This is a genomic window from Phycisphaerae bacterium (genome assembly GCA_012729815.1).
Classification (GTDB): Bacteria; Planctomycetota; Phycisphaerae; order JAAYCJ01; family JAAYCJ01; genus JAAYCJ01.
Genome location: JAAYCJ010000016.1, coordinates 23,391 through 38,724, shown reverse-complemented (window position 1 = coordinate 38,724; position 15,334 = coordinate 23,391). Strand labels below are relative to the sequence as shown.

Annotated in this window: 10 protein-coding genes; 5 read left to right on the top strand and 5 right to left on the bottom strand. The window is 62.7% G+C overall.

Annotated elements, in window-relative coordinates; translation table 11 throughout:
• Positions 1-115 precede the first annotated feature (115 nt).
• Positions 116-1,852, bottom strand: a complete 1,737-nt coding sequence (locus GXY33_01285) for a CocE/NonD family hydrolase (protein ID NLX03755.1) — start codon at positions 1,850-1,852, stop codon at positions 116-118.
• A gap of 123 nt (positions 1,853-1,975) precedes the next feature.
• Positions 1,976-3,118, bottom strand: a complete 1,143-nt coding sequence (locus tag GXY33_01280) for a hypothetical protein (GenBank protein NLX03754.1) — start codon at positions 3,116-3,118, stop codon at positions 1,976-1,978.
• A 550-nt stretch (positions 3,119-3,668) separates the two neighbouring features.
• On the opposite strand from GXY33_01280, the gene GXY33_01275 reads away from it, so the two are divergent.
• Both GXY33_01275 and GXY33_01270 read left to right on the top strand, forming a co-directional pair.
• Positions 3,669-4,133, top strand: coding sequence for a GNAT family N-acetyltransferase (locus tag GXY33_01275; protein ID NLX03753.1), 465 nt, complete (start codon positions 3,669-3,671; stop codon positions 4,131-4,133).
• Between the two features lie 77 nt (positions 4,134-4,210).
• The gene (locus GXY33_01270) at positions 4,211-5,233 is read left to right on the top strand and encodes a DUF4037 domain-containing protein (GenBank protein ID NLX03752.1); all 1,023 of its coding nucleotides are present in this window, start codon (positions 4,211-4,213) and stop codon (positions 5,231-5,233) included.
• A 315-nt stretch (positions 5,234-5,548) separates the two neighbouring features.
• On the opposite strand, the gene GXY33_01265 is transcribed toward GXY33_01270, so the two are convergent.
• Entirely contained in the window at positions 5,549-7,369 is a 1,821-nt protein-coding gene (locus GXY33_01265; protein ID NLX03751.1) for an ABC transporter ATP-binding protein, read from the bottom strand.
• A 105-nt stretch (positions 7,370-7,474) separates the two neighbouring features.
• Entirely contained in the window at positions 7,475-9,553 is a 2,079-nt protein-coding gene (locus GXY33_01260; GenBank protein NLX03750.1) for a VWA domain-containing protein, read from the bottom strand.
• Positions 9,554-9,899: 346 nt separating this feature from the next.
• On the opposite strand from GXY33_01260, the gene GXY33_01255 reads away from it, so the two are divergent.
• Entirely contained in the window at positions 9,900-11,225 is a 1,326-nt protein-coding gene (locus GXY33_01255) for a hypothetical protein (GenBank protein NLX03749.1), read from the top strand.
• 231 nt (positions 11,226-11,456) lie between these two features.
• A complete protein-coding gene (locus GXY33_01250; protein NLX03748.1) occupies positions 11,457-12,626 on the top strand; it encodes a phosphotransferase in 1,170 nt (389 codons plus the stop codon).
• Between the two features lie 417 nt (positions 12,627-13,043).
• On the opposite strand, the gene GXY33_01245 is transcribed toward GXY33_01250, so the two are convergent.
• Complete coding sequence (locus GXY33_01245) at positions 13,044-13,376, bottom strand: inorganic pyrophosphatase (GenBank protein NLX03747.1); 333 nt, start codon at positions 13,374-13,376, stop codon at positions 13,044-13,046.
• Between the two features lie 390 nt (positions 13,377-13,766).
• On the opposite strand from GXY33_01245, the gene GXY33_01240 reads away from it, so the two are divergent.
• Entirely contained in the window at positions 13,767-14,966 is a 1,200-nt protein-coding gene (locus GXY33_01240) for a 6-phosphofructokinase (GenBank protein NLX03746.1), read from the top strand.
• Positions 14,967-15,334: the final 368 nt, after the last annotated feature.

The window sequence follows — 15,334 nt, the reverse complement described above, 5'->3', positions numbered from 1 at the left end:
GTGAGGGAGCGGGGCCCTCAGCCGCCGAAAACGGCCCCCAAAGCCTCTCCTCTGCCGACCTCCCGCCACTCCACCTGCTTCGCTCTCTGCTCCCGACGCTGCCCGGAGACTCCCATCAAGGAATCAGCGGAAGCACGATTCGCGATGGATACTCCGTACTATGAAAGACGGTCTGCCGGGCGACTCGCAACTCGGCATCCTGACCTTGCTCGTGGCCCGTGTTCGGATTGCGATCCCACAGAGGGAAGTTGCTGCTGGATATCTCGAGGCGAATCCGGTGCCCCTTCAGAAACACGTTACTCGTCGGCTGAATCTCGATTCTGTAAGCGTACACCTTGCCCGGTTCAAGCAGCTCCGGCGGCTCATGAACGGACTTGCTGAACCGGGCCCGCACGTTGCCTTCGGTAAGATTGATGGCCCGACCGTCCGGATGCACGTCGACCAGTTTGGCCGTCCAGTCGGTGTCGCAAGCATCGGTCGCAGCGTAGAGGTGCAGAACGATGGGACCCGTCACTTCCGTGTCCGCCTCCATCGGTGGCGTCGTATAGGTCAACACGTCGGGCCGTTGCTCGATCGACCGCTGATCGAACGGACCGGGTTGAATCACGTGGAAAGCGTCTTGCCAGCAGATCGAGTGGTTTCCGCCCAGAGTCGGCACCGGATCGTCCGGATCATATGTATACTGATCCGGCGGTTCGTCTTGAGGTGGCTCCACGCTGAGGTATCCATCATCGGGATCGCAGCCGGCGGCGCCGCCGCTGTGCAGGTAGTAGTCCGTAAATCGCGTCCGCGCCAACGGCCACTCGTTCTCATGCCGCCATTCGTTAATGCCCATCACGAAAATGGCAATGGGAGGTTCGTCGAGAATACCGGTGTTCATGTCCTTCAGAAGGCAATCGAACCAGCGCAGGGCCAGCGAGTTGATATTGAGGTGGGAATGCGCCCCAAAATCGACCTCGCCGAGCTTCGGCGAAAGGCTGATCAAATGGCTCCACGGGCCCATGATGATCCTCGATTGTTCGCGCGCCTTGCCCCGCGCCTGGGTCCGCATGCCCAGGAATGCATCAAAAAACTCGCCGGGGTAATAGTCGTACCAGCCGCACATGAGGTAAGCCGGAACCGCGACCTGGTCAAACCGGCCCTGGATCACATTCATGCGCCGCCAGTAATCATCGTACTGTGAGTGCTTCAGGAAATCCTGCCAGAACTCACACGGTCGGCCGGCATGGCTGTCCAGCGTGCGCAGCGGCAGATGCCGGAAGAACTTGTTCAGATCGTAACACGGAATCATGCCCAGATCACTGGTCCGACTGGCGATCTCCAGGCAGGTCCACAAGGAGTTGAGCGCCAGGCTGAACGCGCCATTGCGCCAATATCCGCTCTTCCAGAAATCGCACGGAACCACGATAGGCACGATGGCCTGCAGCGCGGGATGCCGCTCCCCCGCAACCGCCCACTGCACTCCCGCAAGATAGGACGCTCCGAACATCCCCACCCGCCCGTTGCTCCACGGCTGCGCACAGATCCAGTCCAGGCTGTCCAGACCGTCCGGGGTATCGTCGCGGAACGGGTAGAATTCGCCTTCCGAGTCGTGCCGTCCGCGGCAGTCCTGGATAACGAAGGCATATCCGCGTCGAGCATAGAATTCGCCCGGTTCGCGCCCGCTGTCGCCATACGGCATGCGCTCGAAGATAACGGGGAACCGCCCCTCGGTCTCGGGCAGGAAGATGTTAGCCGAAAGCCGCACCCCATCGCGCATCGGAACCTTCACGTCGCGTAAAATTCGAATGCCATAAATCGGCTCCGACTTGACGGCGTCCGAAGAGCCCATGGGTATCGATGTCGTATTCATTTCGTCACGGCTCCCGGTTGAGGTGAAAATGAACCAAGTGAGTATGTGTCAGTCTTCCTTCCGATACGTTCTGACTTCACAGCCCCAGTCGCAGGTCCTCTACATACACGGCGGACGGAGTCCTCACGAGCGACAAGGCCTGCCGCCCAGCTCGCGGCAGCAATCGACCACGAAGGTCGTCTGCTCCATGGTCCGGTTCGGATAGCCCGCGAGCATCAGCATGAAATGATCCCACGGCCGGGCGTCTTCGATCATCCTGTGGATGCTCTTCCGCACCGCCGCGCGATCGGCCATCGGCCCAGCCAACTGGTCGACGACGGCCATAATGCTGATCCGGCCGCCCAACGCCTCGCGCCCCGCCGCCACTGTCACGTTCCCGACCGGCGGAATGGTATAACCGTGCACGGCATCCATCTTCGTGCGTCTGTAAAGCGGCAGCAGGCTGCGGATAAGCCCGCAGGAGTGATGAAAATACAGCTTCCCAGCCGCGTGGGCCGCATCCGCCCGCGCGTCGGTCAGGTCCATGTTGCACGCCTCGAACATCGCCGGCGAGATCGCCGTGGTCGACGTGTCATCGACCGCGATCACCGCGTCGGCGTCGCACCCCAAGCCGACCGCCAGGCGCTTGCGATAGTTGGCCTCCACGACGGCGAAGAGGTCGTGCATCGCCCGCGGCGCGTCCGCCCAGAGGTATGCCAGCGCCGCCACCCCCGAATAGTCCCGCACCATCATGCCCAGCGGCGTACCCGGCATGCCGATCACCGTCACCCCGTCGTCGCCGAGTCGTTCGCGCCGCTGCCGTATCCGCTCGATTCCCTCAGCGTCGCTCTCGATGACCTCGTCCTCGAAGATCGCCGCCAACGCGGGCAGATCCTCCGGGCCCTTGACCATGTGCTCCGTACGGTTACTGGACACAGCCCCGCTAACATCGCGGCAGACCCGGATGCCCTCTCGCAGGTCGCCCGCCGGCGTGTGCCACACCCACGTCGTCTGGTCGCCCTCCACCTGCTGCTCGACGGACACGTTGCGCCGCGTGATGCGCACCGGCATCGCGCACCCGTCCATGATGTCCAGCCCCAGATACCGCGACAGCGTCACCGAAGCCTCATCGCCCCAGCGGACCTCGCCCAGCGCCTCAGCCAGCGCGGGGTCCATCCCTTCGCGATTGGGCTGGTTGTACGGATCGCAATGCCCGGTCGCCGGAACCCATTCCGGCCTCTCGTGCCGGAAGACCCGCAGCAGGTTCTCGCGTGGACTAATCATCATCGCTCTACTCTACTGAAAGCACAACGCGACGTATTCACCGAAGACCATTTTCGAGCACGCCCCCAAACCCCACAAGGCGAATATCTTGCGAAAACCGGCCAAAAAGGAGACATTCTACTTTTCCGCCCTGACACTTCGCGCGACCACTCCCCAAAGAGCCGCGACCGTGAGGGAGCGGGGTCCTTTCGCCCAAATGTAGATCCGCCGCCCTCGGCGGACTCTTCGCCGCAATAGGTCGTACCACGACCTATCGTACCGCTGTATGTCCCAATACAACCGCTCTGAAGCTGTTTCGCCTCCTCTCATGCGAGCCGGCCGACAACAGCAATAGGTCGTTGTACGACCTATCGCGCCAGAAGCCATCCAACACGCCCATACGATTCCACCATCGGCGAGGTGGCTTCTGCTCCTTGTCCAGCCACACCCGTCGAGAGGCATCCCGCACAAGCCCTTGATGGCCCTCTTGGCTTCTGATGGCATCCTCCCAAACCAGCAATCCGCCGACACACGGAGATACGCGTGGAATCAGAAGTCGGCTTCGGAGATGGATATGAGGCTTCGCAAGGCAACACCTGACGACGCCCAGCCCGTGGCCCTGCTCTGGCACGAGTTGATCCGGACCCATCTGGATTACGATCCCCATTTCGAAGTCAAAGCGGACGCCGCCGGCGGCTTTGCCGACCACATCAGACAAGCAGCCAACGAGACCACAACCCTCCTCGGCGTCGCCGAAGACAACAGCCGCCTCGTCGGCTTCATCCACGCCTCCATCCTGAAACGCCCGCCGTGCTTCACCGTCTCTCACCAGGGGCAGGTCTGGGATCTTCTTGTCCGGCCTGAATGCCGGCGGCAGGGCGTCGGCAGGGGATTGGTCCAAATGGCGCTGCGGTTCTTTCGGGACAACGGCGTCGAATTCGCGGATGTCCGCGTCGCATCACAGAACGCCCCCGCCATCGCCTTCTGGAACAGCATGGGCATGCAGCCATACATCACCGTGGGCAAACTAAAACCCTAAAAAGGTCGGCTAAGCACTGCGCGTGCGTGCCTGCTGCATGCCGGGCGTGAGTGCCGACGACGGACCGAGCGAACGAAATGAAAGGACTTGAACTATCCGAGCGGTACTTCCTCGACTGCGGGTTGCCAATCCTCCAGACGCACTTTCCCCATCTGGTGGACAGGATGGCAGCGGGTCTCATTTCCTGCGGCAGTGAGGTCGCCGGGTTCGACGACGAAATCTCCCGAGACCACAACTGGGGACCCCGTTTCATTCTCTTCCTCAGCGCCGACGACCAAGCCAGATTCGGACATCAAGTCCAGGAAACACTCAACCGTGAACTGCCCAGGGAGTACTCGGGCGCATCCGTTCATCGAACTGGCCGCCAGTTCCCGACCGCCCCGGCGCCTGTAACAACCCCCGAAGAAAGCTGCCGTTTCAACACCGGCTTTCCGACCGCACCCGACAGCGACCGCGATTGGCTCGCGATCCCGGAACACCGTCTCTTCGAGTTCACAGCCGGCAGAATATTCCACGAGCCGACACCGCTGATCTCCCCGCTGCGAGACGCGTTCGCGTACTTCCCCGACATGGTGTGGCGCAAACGCCTTTCGTTCGCCTGGCTGCAGTTGTCCCACTGCGCCAACATATCGCGAACCGTGGCGCGAGGCAACCGGGTTGCCACGCATGCTTTTCTGTGCTGGGCTCTGGAGTGCTGCATGCGGCTGGGCTTCCTTCTGAACCGCAGGTATGCCCCATTCAGGAAATGGCTCTATCATGCGTTCAGGGAGCTTCCGCGTCTTCCGGATGGGATCAGCGGACAGATGGAGGAAATCCTGCAGGTCGACGACCTCCGCACCATCGAGTCCGGCCTTCTCGGCATTCTCGACGCCTTCGGCCGCATGGCAAACGAATCCGATCTGATCCTTCCGCAGCCGTTGCGGATCGAAAGACCCGACTCGTTCCTGCCGTTCAACTTCGCGGGCTACATGAATGCGTTCCACGAAACGTTGGACGGCCCCCTCAAGCAGATGAACCCCTCTGACGGCCCCATGGACCTCTGGGGAGCCATCCACCTCCCTCTCAGCACCAACCTGGCGGAAGGCATCCGGTGGGGATAGCGGTCCGGTAGGCCCCTGATGGTGCAGCAACGCTGCCGTTGTCCGCTCTCGCAGGCCAACTGGGGTCAGATCCTCAAAGCTCGGTTCTCGACCCTCCTTCGCTCCCTTCGCTCCCTTCTGTTCAGACCCGCCCCCTGTGCCTCCCCATTCTGAGTTCTGACCACTGAGTTCTGAATTCTCTCCGTCCGACCTCCCGACTACCTGACCCCTATCTTTCTCCGCGTGTTCCGCGTACTCCGTGCCGTCCCAAAGGAAGCTGCCAACACCGGCGGACGACTCCGCAGGCGACAGCCCCTAAAGCCTAAAGCCCAGAGCCTAAAGCCTGCTCCTCTCCTGCCCGCTCCCCATCCCCCGCTGACTCTTATCCAACAGCGTCTTAAGCGGCCCGAACTGCTGATCCAAAAGCCGCGCGTACAACCCGCCGCGCTCCCACAACTCCGAATGCGACCCAGCCTCCGCGATCCGTCCGTCCGCCAACACCACCACGAGATCTGCGCTGGTGATCGTGCTAAGCCGGTGCGCGATAATCACCGACGTCCTCCCCTCCATCACCCGCTCCATCGCCTGCTGAATCAAATTCTCCGACTCGCTGTCCAGACTGCTCGTCGCCTCATCGAGGATCAGAATCCGCGGCCCCTCCAGCATCGTCCGCGCCAGACAAATCCGCTGACGCTGACCCACGGACAGATTCCCGCCCCGCTCGCTGAGCATCGTCTCGTACCCCTCCGGCAGCCGGCTGATAAACTCATGCGCGTTCGCCGACCGCGCCGCCTCCTCGATCTGTTCCATCGTCGCGTCCGGTCGGCTGTACGCGATGTTGTCCCGAATGCTGATCGAGAACAGAAACGGCTCCTGCTGCACGATCCCGATCATCCGCCGCAGCGTCTTAAGGTGAATCTCCCGTATGTCCGTCCCGTCAATCCGAATCGCACCGCCGCTCACATCGTAAAGCCGCGGAATCAAACTCACCAGCGTGCTCTTGCCCGCCCCACTCGGACCCACCACCGCCACCTTCGTGCCCGGAGATACGTCCAGATCGATCCCGCGAAGCACCTCCGCGCTCTCACCGTACGCAAACCGCACGTCGTCAAACGTCAGCCGCCCCTCGCCCGGAACCTCCCGCACCGCCTCCGGCGAGTTCTTGATCTCCGGCGTCGTCTGCAGGATATCAAAAATCCGCTCCAGACTCCCCAACGCCTGCTGAATGTGAATGTTGATCTCCGCCAGCCGCCCCAGCGGCCCGTACACCTGCGCGATGTACAACACAAACGCCACGATGTCACCAGAATTCATCGACCCCCTCAGCGCCAGATAGCCTCCCGCCACCACGATGATCCCGGTGCCCAACTGGTTCACCGTCACCGTCACCGACCGCAGCAGCAGGTTCAGGTTCCGGCGGTGCAGCACTTTCCGCGTATATTCCTGGTTATCGGCTGTGAACAGCTCCTGCTCCCGCTTCTCCGTCATCGACGTCTGAATCAGCGAAATCCCATAAAGCCGCTCCTGAACGTTCCCGCTCATCCTGGCCATAAGGCTCTGAACGTCCCGGCTCGCCTCCCGGATCTGCGGATTCAGCTTCCGGAACGCCACGAAGTACACCGGCAGCACCACCAGCGTCAGCATCGTCAGCCGAGGATTGATCTGCCAGAGAATCACCACCGCCGCGACGATGAACCCCATGTCCAGAAACAAATTGATCGCCCCCTGGCTCACCAACGCGCTGCTCTGGTTGATGTCGTTGATCAGCCGCGAAACCAGATGCCCCGTCTGCTGACGATTATAAAACGACAAACTCAACTTCTTCAGGTGCCAGCTCAAACTCTGACGAAGCTCAAAAATGATCTCCCACAGCAGCTTGCCCAGTAGGTTGCCCCGGGCAAAACTGGCGATCCCGATCCCGAACGCCATCGCGAACATCAATCCGCCCGCAACTTTCAGAATCCCGATCCGCTCCGCCATCGGCAGCCCCGACTTTCCGGAGACCACCTCGTTCACGATCCAACGGGCCAGCCACGGAAACGCCAGCACCATCGCCTGATTACCAATGGCAATCACCAGAACCAGGATCAACAACCCCTTGTACGGCTTGAACAGCCGTAAAAACTGCCAGATATATGATGCGCGTTCAGCTTCCATGAATCATACTCGCATAAACGTCGTCCCCCTTCAGATTCCACTTAAACCACCCGCCCCCCGATTGTCAACCCCGCACCGCCGCATAATGGCATAAACACCGGATAATCAAGCAGATACCGACGCCGAAGGCTTCCGTTCCCGCTTGCCGCCCCGATGAAGATTGGCCACAAACGTCTCGCCCAGCATCGCCACCAACGCCACCGCCAGCACGTAATCCCACATCGGCCGGCCCTTCGACAGCTCCGTCAGCACCTCCGGCAACTCCCGGTCCGGCTCAGCCAGGTACCGCACCTGACCCCGTCCCGCCACCGTGGGCCCCACCTCGTCCGTCCGAACCAGATCGGTCGCCCTCGGCGAAACGTTCACCGCCAGGTGCTCCCGCACCGCATCATCCGATCCCACAACGCGATACAAACCCGCCCGCCAAAGCACCGCCCGCCCGCCTTCGCCGCCCACCTCCGCCAACGTCTTGCCTTCCGCGTCAACCACTCTCCCAGCCTCTTCGATCGTCCACACCTCACCCGCATCCCGATCGCCCCCTTGCGCATCGCCCAGTCCACCGACCGGCATCTCCGCCAGCAGGGCGGGAAACACCGGCGCCATCGGCAGCGACCCGGTCGCCGGCCGCGCCGTCGTGGCGAATGTATAGACCGTCGATTTGCCAGGCCGCGACCGGACCAGCAGGGGGGCGCCGCCCTCCAAGCTGATGAGAGTCGTCGCCCCGGATGCCGGCTCGATCGGCACGTAGTCGCTCGCCGCCAGCGGATTGTAAGTTGTCATATCATCTGACAAATTCGCCAGAAGAACATCGGACGTTCGGGCCTCCGCCACCCGCGCCGCCGGCTCGCTCTGGACTGCCTCGCCGACCCGTCCGACCCCCAGCCGACCGAGCAATTCCGCATAGCCCGGCACCGCTTCGCCGATCGAAGGAAATATCACCAGCGTCCGGTTGTCTTGTTCCGTGAACGCCGTCAGCTTTTTAGTCAAGGGGTCTGAAATGTCCGTAAGCTCCGCCAGATAAACGGCATGCACCGCCTCCAGGTCGCTGTTGAGAAACTCTTCGACCGCCACCCGTTGGACCTCAAACCATCCCGCCGCCCGCAGCGCAGCCGCCACGAAAAAACCCGGATCGTCCTGCCAATCGCCGTACCGCGCCTCGTCCGTAACGATCATCACCTTCAACGACGCCGCCGCATGCAACACCGTGCAACGACGGTTATCCGATGGTAGGGCGTCACTTAGCGAAAGCTCCGCACGAATCGCCAGATCGCGATCCGGCAGGGGAGGCAGGCTCAGATCGACCGCATGGCGCAGCGGTCCGCGATCCAGATACACCTGCTGCGACGCCAACACCTGCCCGTCATCTGAAATCGCCTGGACGGCTGATCCGGCCGGTTCGCTCAGCCTTCCAGCCAATTCCACCCGGATGGTCAGCGGTTTGCCCGCGATGGCTGGTCCGATGGGTCGGACGCCGCCGATTCCCATGTTCGACCCGCCGGTATCGCCCAGTTCCAGCAACACCACCGGTGTTTCCCCGGCGATCTGGCCGTCCGGCCATTCGAACGTCGCCTCCTGGAAGTCGGTCAGGACATAGACCACCTTGTCGGCTGCGGGAAGCTCATCGAGCGCCTGCGCAGCGGCTTGCACCGCCGGTCCGAGGCGTCCTTCGGCGTCCGCGGGTTCCAGCGATCGGATTGCCTCGGCGGCGGATCCGGCACCGGAAAAGACCCGCGGCCCGCGGGTTCCGGTCACGGTCACCACCGCCACGTGTCCTGGGGCGGGCAGTTCCTGGGAGCCCCGGACCAGCCGCAGACCCCAGAGCCGGGCCCGCTCGAAAGCGGTCTGGCCGTCCGTTTTCTGGCTCATCGAGCCGGTATCGTCGATGACCAGGGCCACCGCCAGGCCGTCGTCCGCGGCACCCGACGGGCGGCCGGAGCGGTAGAACGGCAGGGCCAGGGCCACCGGCAGAAGCGCCATAAGTCCCGCCCGAAGCAAGAGAAGGGCCAGATTCTCGATCCGCCGGCGACGGGAGGTTCGGGCGGATGCCCGCCGGACGAACCGCATGGCTGCGAACTCCAGGCGGGGGGCCCGAGCCCGTCCGAGCAGGTGCAGGGCCACGGGGGCCAGGGCCGCCAGTGCGGCCAGGAGGACCAGCGGGGCGGCAAAACTGATACTTGCAACCATTGTATCTCCCGTCTCGCCCGCCGTCGGGGCTGGGGTCAACTCTGCGTCGAAGCAATCATACCATAGCACTGGGGCGGGGACCACCGGGAGTCGCGGTGGCGGGTTTGCGGGTTGTTTTCGGAGCGATTTTTGGTGGTGTTTAGCGGTTTGGGGGTAGATTTCCCTTGCCTTGTCGCGGAATGACTATTAATATCGGCCTCCCGAGCCGGTAGCCGCCCGGAGCATCTCACCGAGTGCAGAAGGAAAAGATGACACTTTCAACGCTGAACCTACCGCTTGACGACAGGAAGTTTTTCGTATAAAGTAATCTGTCCAATGAGTTCCATATACGAGGCTGGATGAGAGCATGAGCGCTGTGAAACGGTCGCGTCGCGTCGGTCCCCGGCAAGGCAAGCCTGTCGCGGGAGTGGATTTTGGTTCATTCAAGAGCATGGTTGAGAGTTGGCTCGCCGAAGGCGTGGCCAACGAGCGGGACCGCAAGGTCTTCACCATGCGGCTTGGGCTGTGGAAGAAGGAGCAGCCCACCCTCAACGAGTGCGGCTTGAAGATGGGCATGAGCCGCGAGCGGGTCCGCCAGATCGTCAACATGTGCGTTGAACAACTGGAGGAAGAGGATCATTTCGCGAAACTGGCCCCCTTCTGGAACGCCTGCGAGCAGACCCTGTTCGCGTGGGGCGGGGTGATGTCGGCTGAGGAGTTGAGCGAGAAGGTCGCGGCGGAGTTCAAATGGAAACAGAAGCCCGAGCCTCGGATTTTGCGGACGTTTCTGCTGCACTTCGGGTTCGAGGGCTTCGGCGAGCAGGACGTCTGCCTCGCAGAGCACCCGTGCCTAGAGGCCAAGAAGGTCCGCGAGGACCTGATCAAGCTGATCGAGGAGACCGCGTCGATGCCGGTGGCGAAGGCGGCTTCGGCGTTGTGGGACCGGAGCAAGGGGGCGTGCCGGGCCAAGGCCAAGAAGGTCCGCGGTTTTTCGGAGGCTCTGGTTCGGTACCTGATCGACACCGACGAGGCGGTGGCCGAGCAGGTGGTCTACGAGAACGGGACGGTGTTTACGGCCAGCCAGTGGGATCTGGAGCGCGGTTTTGTCGCGTCGGCGGTCTCGGCGATTCTGGATGAGGCCGGTCGTCCGATGCACTTTACGGAAATCGCCGACGAGTTGTCGAAGCGGCGCGGGCACAAGGTGACGCACCGGTACGCGTACAACCGGATCTGGCTGGCTGAGGACGTGGTGCCGGTCGGCCGGGGCAAGTTCATGCACCTGAAGCACATGGCCCCGTCGCCCAAGCTGATCACGGACGTGGAGCAGTGGTTCTTCGACCACCTCAACGACGAGGTCAAGTACGTCGCTGCGTACGGGGCGTTTGCGGTCTACCGCCAGCGGCTTGAGAAGGTGGGCATGACCACGCCGGAGAGTCTTTACGGGTGGCTCAAGGAATCGGGCAGCAAGGAACTGGCGTATCCGCGGTTCCCGCACGTCTGCCGGGCCGAGCATGCCCAGCGCCGCGTTCCGCTGCGGAAGGTCATCGAGGAGTTCATCGACCGCAACGGCGGGACGGTGACCTGGAAGCAGTTTGAGGAATACGTGGTCAAGAAGATGCACCTGCGGCGTTACTTCCTGCAGTACCTGATGAAGAACCTTCCGGCCAGCGTCAGTTCGCGGATCAAGGACTGACGGGTGAGGTAACGAATACGGCGGTTTCTCTGTGCTGGGCTTGCGTCCGCGGCGTACAGCTTATCTGAGCCGGGAGAGGGTTGCAGGCCTCGGCTGCGCCTCTGGATCAATCGCACCGGCGTCGGAGGGGTCTTGCCTGCTTGGGGTATAGGCACCGGCGGCGTCGGTTGAAAGGGAAGGACCTCGTCAGCCATCCCCCTGCGCCGCACCTGTTGTATTGGGGCCTGGTCGATGGCGGCGAACAAAGGACGTTGTGAAGACTCCCGAGTGGTCGGCAACGATCTGATCCGTGTCGCCTGCGCGGAGGATCAGGCGTTTGTGTACGTTCCGCCTCGGCTGGACCGGCCGTATCTGGAGGACGTCCTGTCGGCTTGGCTTGGGCGAAGGGTGGGCATCCGCCGTTGCCGGACCACGAATCTGTGCGCTTTGGTGTGGGGAGGGGTGAGCCACTCCGGGGCGACGGTCCTGCGTCTGGCTGTGGAGTTTGAAGACGGGGACAGCCTGGACGTGGCGGCGAAGATTCTCTGCCCCGACTCGGTGAACCTGTTCAAACTTGACAGGCGATTTTCGGGACGTCTGGCGGAGGTGGCGTGGGCGGAGTGGTGGGGGCGTCAGGAGGTCCGATGGGCGCCGAAGGTCTATGCGACGCGTGCGGACGTCGCGGCGCGTGAGTTCTGGATTCTGCAGGAGTACTTTCCGCAAGTCGGGTGGCCGGAGACGGTGTCGGCGGACTCGAAGTGTTTTACGCGTGACCGCGGCCTGTCGCTGATGAGTCACGCCGCCGACGTGCACGCCCACAGCCGTGCGCGGATCGGGGAATTAGCGGCTTTGTTCCCGGACGACTGGCCCGGCTTGACGTTCCTGGCGGCGGACGTCGCCGAGGCCATGGCGGATGCGTCTTTCCTGGCCGGCTTGGGCGTCAGCGACCATGAGCGGGCGGTGATCGATCGATGCCTGCAGGCAGTCGAACGCCGGCCCGGATGGGTGGACGAGTGGGAACTCGTGTGCGTGACGGCGGACATTGCCCCGGACAACGTGGGCGTGCGGCGGGTTGGGACGGTCGAGGAGGTGGTGACGTTCGACTGGGGCACGGCGAGTCTGGCTCCGATGGAGGCTGAGATCTACGTCCTGCTGTGGCGGCTGAAGGACGGGGCCGAGGCGGAGAAGGCCGATCTGGTGCGATTCTACCTCGACGAGTACGCGGCCCGAACGGGACGGACCATCGCTCACGATCGGTTCATGGCGCGGGTGGTCTGGGCGCAGTTCGTCCAGCATCTCGGGCGGATTGCGGGGTGCGTGAAGGGGCTGCGGTGGGTGCCCGGTGTGACCGGCCCGCGAGATTATATTCACGTGTGTGTTGAGCTGTGCGAACGGTTGTTGCCCCAACTGCCAGGGGACTGATTTGGGTTTGTGCCCTTTGGCGGGGAGGTGATGGGCGTTGCGGCGGTTGGGGGGACGTCCAGACTCTCGGCTGAGTTGACGAGTGTAGACCGAACGTTCTGGCTCCGGCGCGGTGGTCGAAGGAGGCAGAGACTCTGCCAAGGGCGGCAGGACCCACATTCGGGCAATCGCCCTCGGCCATGCGCCTGAGCGTGGAAGCGATCTGCGGCGGCGCTGCGTGTCGCGGCAGGGGCTGCTTGCCGGCATCCGGTGCTATTGCGGACGGCGACCACGACAGGTCGTACTACGACCTATTGCGGAACTGCGCCGCGGGTCTTGAGTCGTACATGCAGAGAGAAAGGCATATTCTTGCGGTTGTTGGGTTGGCGATCGGCGGCAGGCGGCGTCGGTGATGAGCGCGTGGCCGGTGGTGGAGCGTCAGGGCATGGCGGGTCGTTCGATCAGGACGGCCTCCTGGGATGAGCAGCCGATCAGGAGTTTGATTTCGGTATCCCGTTTGAGCAGATCCACGGTGCAGATCACCGCGGTCACGCGGTCGGCTGGGAGAGTCCCTCGCCACAGGTCGATCGGGTTGCCGTCGGCGGCTTGGGCGCCTTCGAGGTAGCCGTAGTCCAGCGGGTAGATGAAGTCGGGGAATCGCGGATGGGCGCTGCCGCGCGGGCCGTCGATGCGGATCGCGGACTGCGAGGTGAGCTGGTCGAGGGCGGCCCAGAATCGGTCGGTTTGCGTTGCGGGCGGCAGAGCGGGCATTGGATGTCCTTTCTGATGGACACGATGATGGCCGGGTTGGGGTACAAAAGCCAGAGGTATTGGCGTGAGGAAGGCGGCGGTTGGCGGCTGACGGCTGAGGGATATGGTTGGTGTCGGTCTTTCGGTCGGAGTTCTGCGCCGCTTGCCGCGGTTCGTTGCGTTTTCGATCGCGGGCTCCGCCTGCGATCGGGAATACAGGAGCCAAATTCCTGATTGTGTCCGGAGAGTTATTCTGTGCGGCTGCCGCCGTGGTAGGTGACCGGTGAGGGGGGTGTGGTTTTCGGGGGCATTCCGGTTTGCAATTTGGGTATTGGGCGGCTATAAAGGCCATGCTGCAAAGCGGTTTTGCGGAAACCAAAGTTTAGACCCATATCTATGGAGTTTTGACCGATGGCGGAGATTCTGAAAGGCAAGGCGGTGGTGGGGCAGTCGGGCGGGCCGACGGCGGTGATCAACCAGTCGCTGGTGGGGGTGATCCAGGAGGCGGTGGGCCACAGCCAGATTACCGGGTTGCTGGGGGCTCGGCACGGGGTTCGGGGCATCATCAAGGGCGATTTCATCGACCTTTCGAAGGTGAGCGGAAAGACGCTGGAGGACGTGGCGGTCACGCCGTCGTCGGCTTTGGGGTCGACCCGCGACAAGCCGGATGAAGAGTATTGCCGCAAGATGTTCGAGGTGTTCAAGCAGAACGACGTGCGGTACTTTTTCTACATCGGCGGCAACGATTCGGCGGACACGGCGAACATCACGAATCAGCTTGCCGTTCAGTCGGGTTATGAGCTGCGGGTGTTCCACATCCCCAAGACGATCGACAACGATCTGCGGGTGACGGATCACTGCCCCGGATACGGGTCGGCGGCGAGGTTTGTGGCGTCGGCGGTGATGGGCGACGATCTGGACAACCGGTCGCTTCCGGGGATTAAGATCGACGTTATTATGGGACGTCACGCGGGGTTTTTGACGGCGGCGTCGGTGCTGGCCCGGACGCGCGAGGGGGCCGGTCCGCACCTGATCTACGTGCCGGAGGTCAGTTTCGACGAGGACAAGTTCGCAGCGGACGTGGACCGGGTGATGAAGAAGTACAACCGCTGCGTGGTCGTGGTCAGCGAAGGGATCCATTTTGCGGACGGGACGGCGGTGACGACGAAGATCGCCAAGATCGATGAGGTGGACGGCCACGGCAACGTGCAGCTTTCGGGAACGGGGGCGTTGGGCGATTACCTGTCCACCCTGGTCAAGGCGAAGCTCGGGCAGAAGCTGCGGGTCCGGGCGGACACGTTCGGGTATCTGCAGCGGTCGTTCCCCGGGTTCTACAGCGAGGTGGACGCCCGGGAGGCCCGGATGGTGGGCCGTGCGGCGGTCAAGTGCGCGGTGCAGCAGAACGTGGACGGGTCGGTGGCGATGCGTCGGACCGGCGAGGGCGCGAAGTACGCGGTTGAGACGTTCGTCACGGAGTTGACGTCGGTGGCGCGGCAGACCAAGTCGTTGGACGCCAAGTACATCGTGGATGGCAACGACATCGCGGATTCGTATCGTGACTACGTGGCCCCGCTGGTCGGTCAACTGCCGACCACGGGTTACCTGTTCTAGGCGGATGGAAGACCTCCCGACGCATTGGATTGACAGCGGAGCCGCTGACGACCTCAGCGCGACCTCACTCGACGCCCGGCCCACCACGGTCGGGCGTCGCCCTATATGGGCTGCAAGTCGCGCGAATTGAAGCACTTGTGGCGATCGGGAGCGGGAGCGAGGCTGACTTTGGGGGCGTCGGCGGATAGAAATTCTTACTTTTGGGAAAATTGCGTGACAACGGCTGAGAGTTTGGATACAATCTTGCGTTTACGGGTTTCACCTGGAGCGATCAGCCGCGGGTGAAAATTCTGTAAATTTCTTTCAGAAAATTAGTTGACTGCTGCGTTAGAACGGATAGATTAAAGAATCTGCACCCTTGGTGCCGG

What these genes read in the sequence shown, in the direction of transcription:
- GXY33_01255 (NLX03749.1), top strand. Translation starts at nt 9,900, where the DNA reads ATGAGCGCTGTGAAACGGTCGCGTCGCGTCGGTCCCCGGCAAGGCAAG.
- GXY33_01260 (NLX03750.1), bottom strand. Translation starts at nt 9,553, where the DNA reads ATGGTTGCAAGTATCAGTTTTGCCGCCCCGCTGGTCCTCCTGGCCGCA.
- GXY33_01240 (NLX03746.1), top strand. Translation starts at nt 13,767, where the DNA reads ATGGCGGAGATTCTGAAAGGCAAGGCGGTGGTGGGGCAGTCGGGCGGG.
- GXY33_01245 (NLX03747.1), bottom strand. Translation starts at nt 13,376, where the DNA reads ATGCCCGCTCTGCCGCCCGCAACGCAAACCGACCGATTCTGGGCCGCC.
- GXY33_01285 (NLX03755.1), bottom strand. Translation starts at nt 1,852, where the DNA reads ATGAATACGACATCGATACCCATGGGCTCTTCGGACGCCGTCAAGTCG.
- GXY33_01280 (NLX03754.1), bottom strand. Translation starts at nt 3,118, where the DNA reads ATGATGATTAGTCCACGCGAGAACCTGCTGCGGGTCTTCCGGCACGAG.
- GXY33_01265 (NLX03751.1), bottom strand. Translation starts at nt 7,369, where the DNA reads ATGGAAGCTGAACGCGCATCATATATCTGGCAGTTTTTACGGCTGTTC.
- GXY33_01270 (NLX03752.1), top strand. Translation starts at nt 4,211, where the DNA reads ATGAAAGGACTTGAACTATCCGAGCGGTACTTCCTCGACTGCGGGTTG.
- GXY33_01250 (NLX03748.1), top strand. Translation starts at nt 11,457, where the DNA reads ATGGCGGCGAACAAAGGACGTTGTGAAGACTCCCGAGTGGTCGGCAAC.
- GXY33_01275 (NLX03753.1), top strand. Translation starts at nt 3,669, where the DNA reads ATGAGGCTTCGCAAGGCAACACCTGACGACGCCCAGCCCGTGGCCCTG.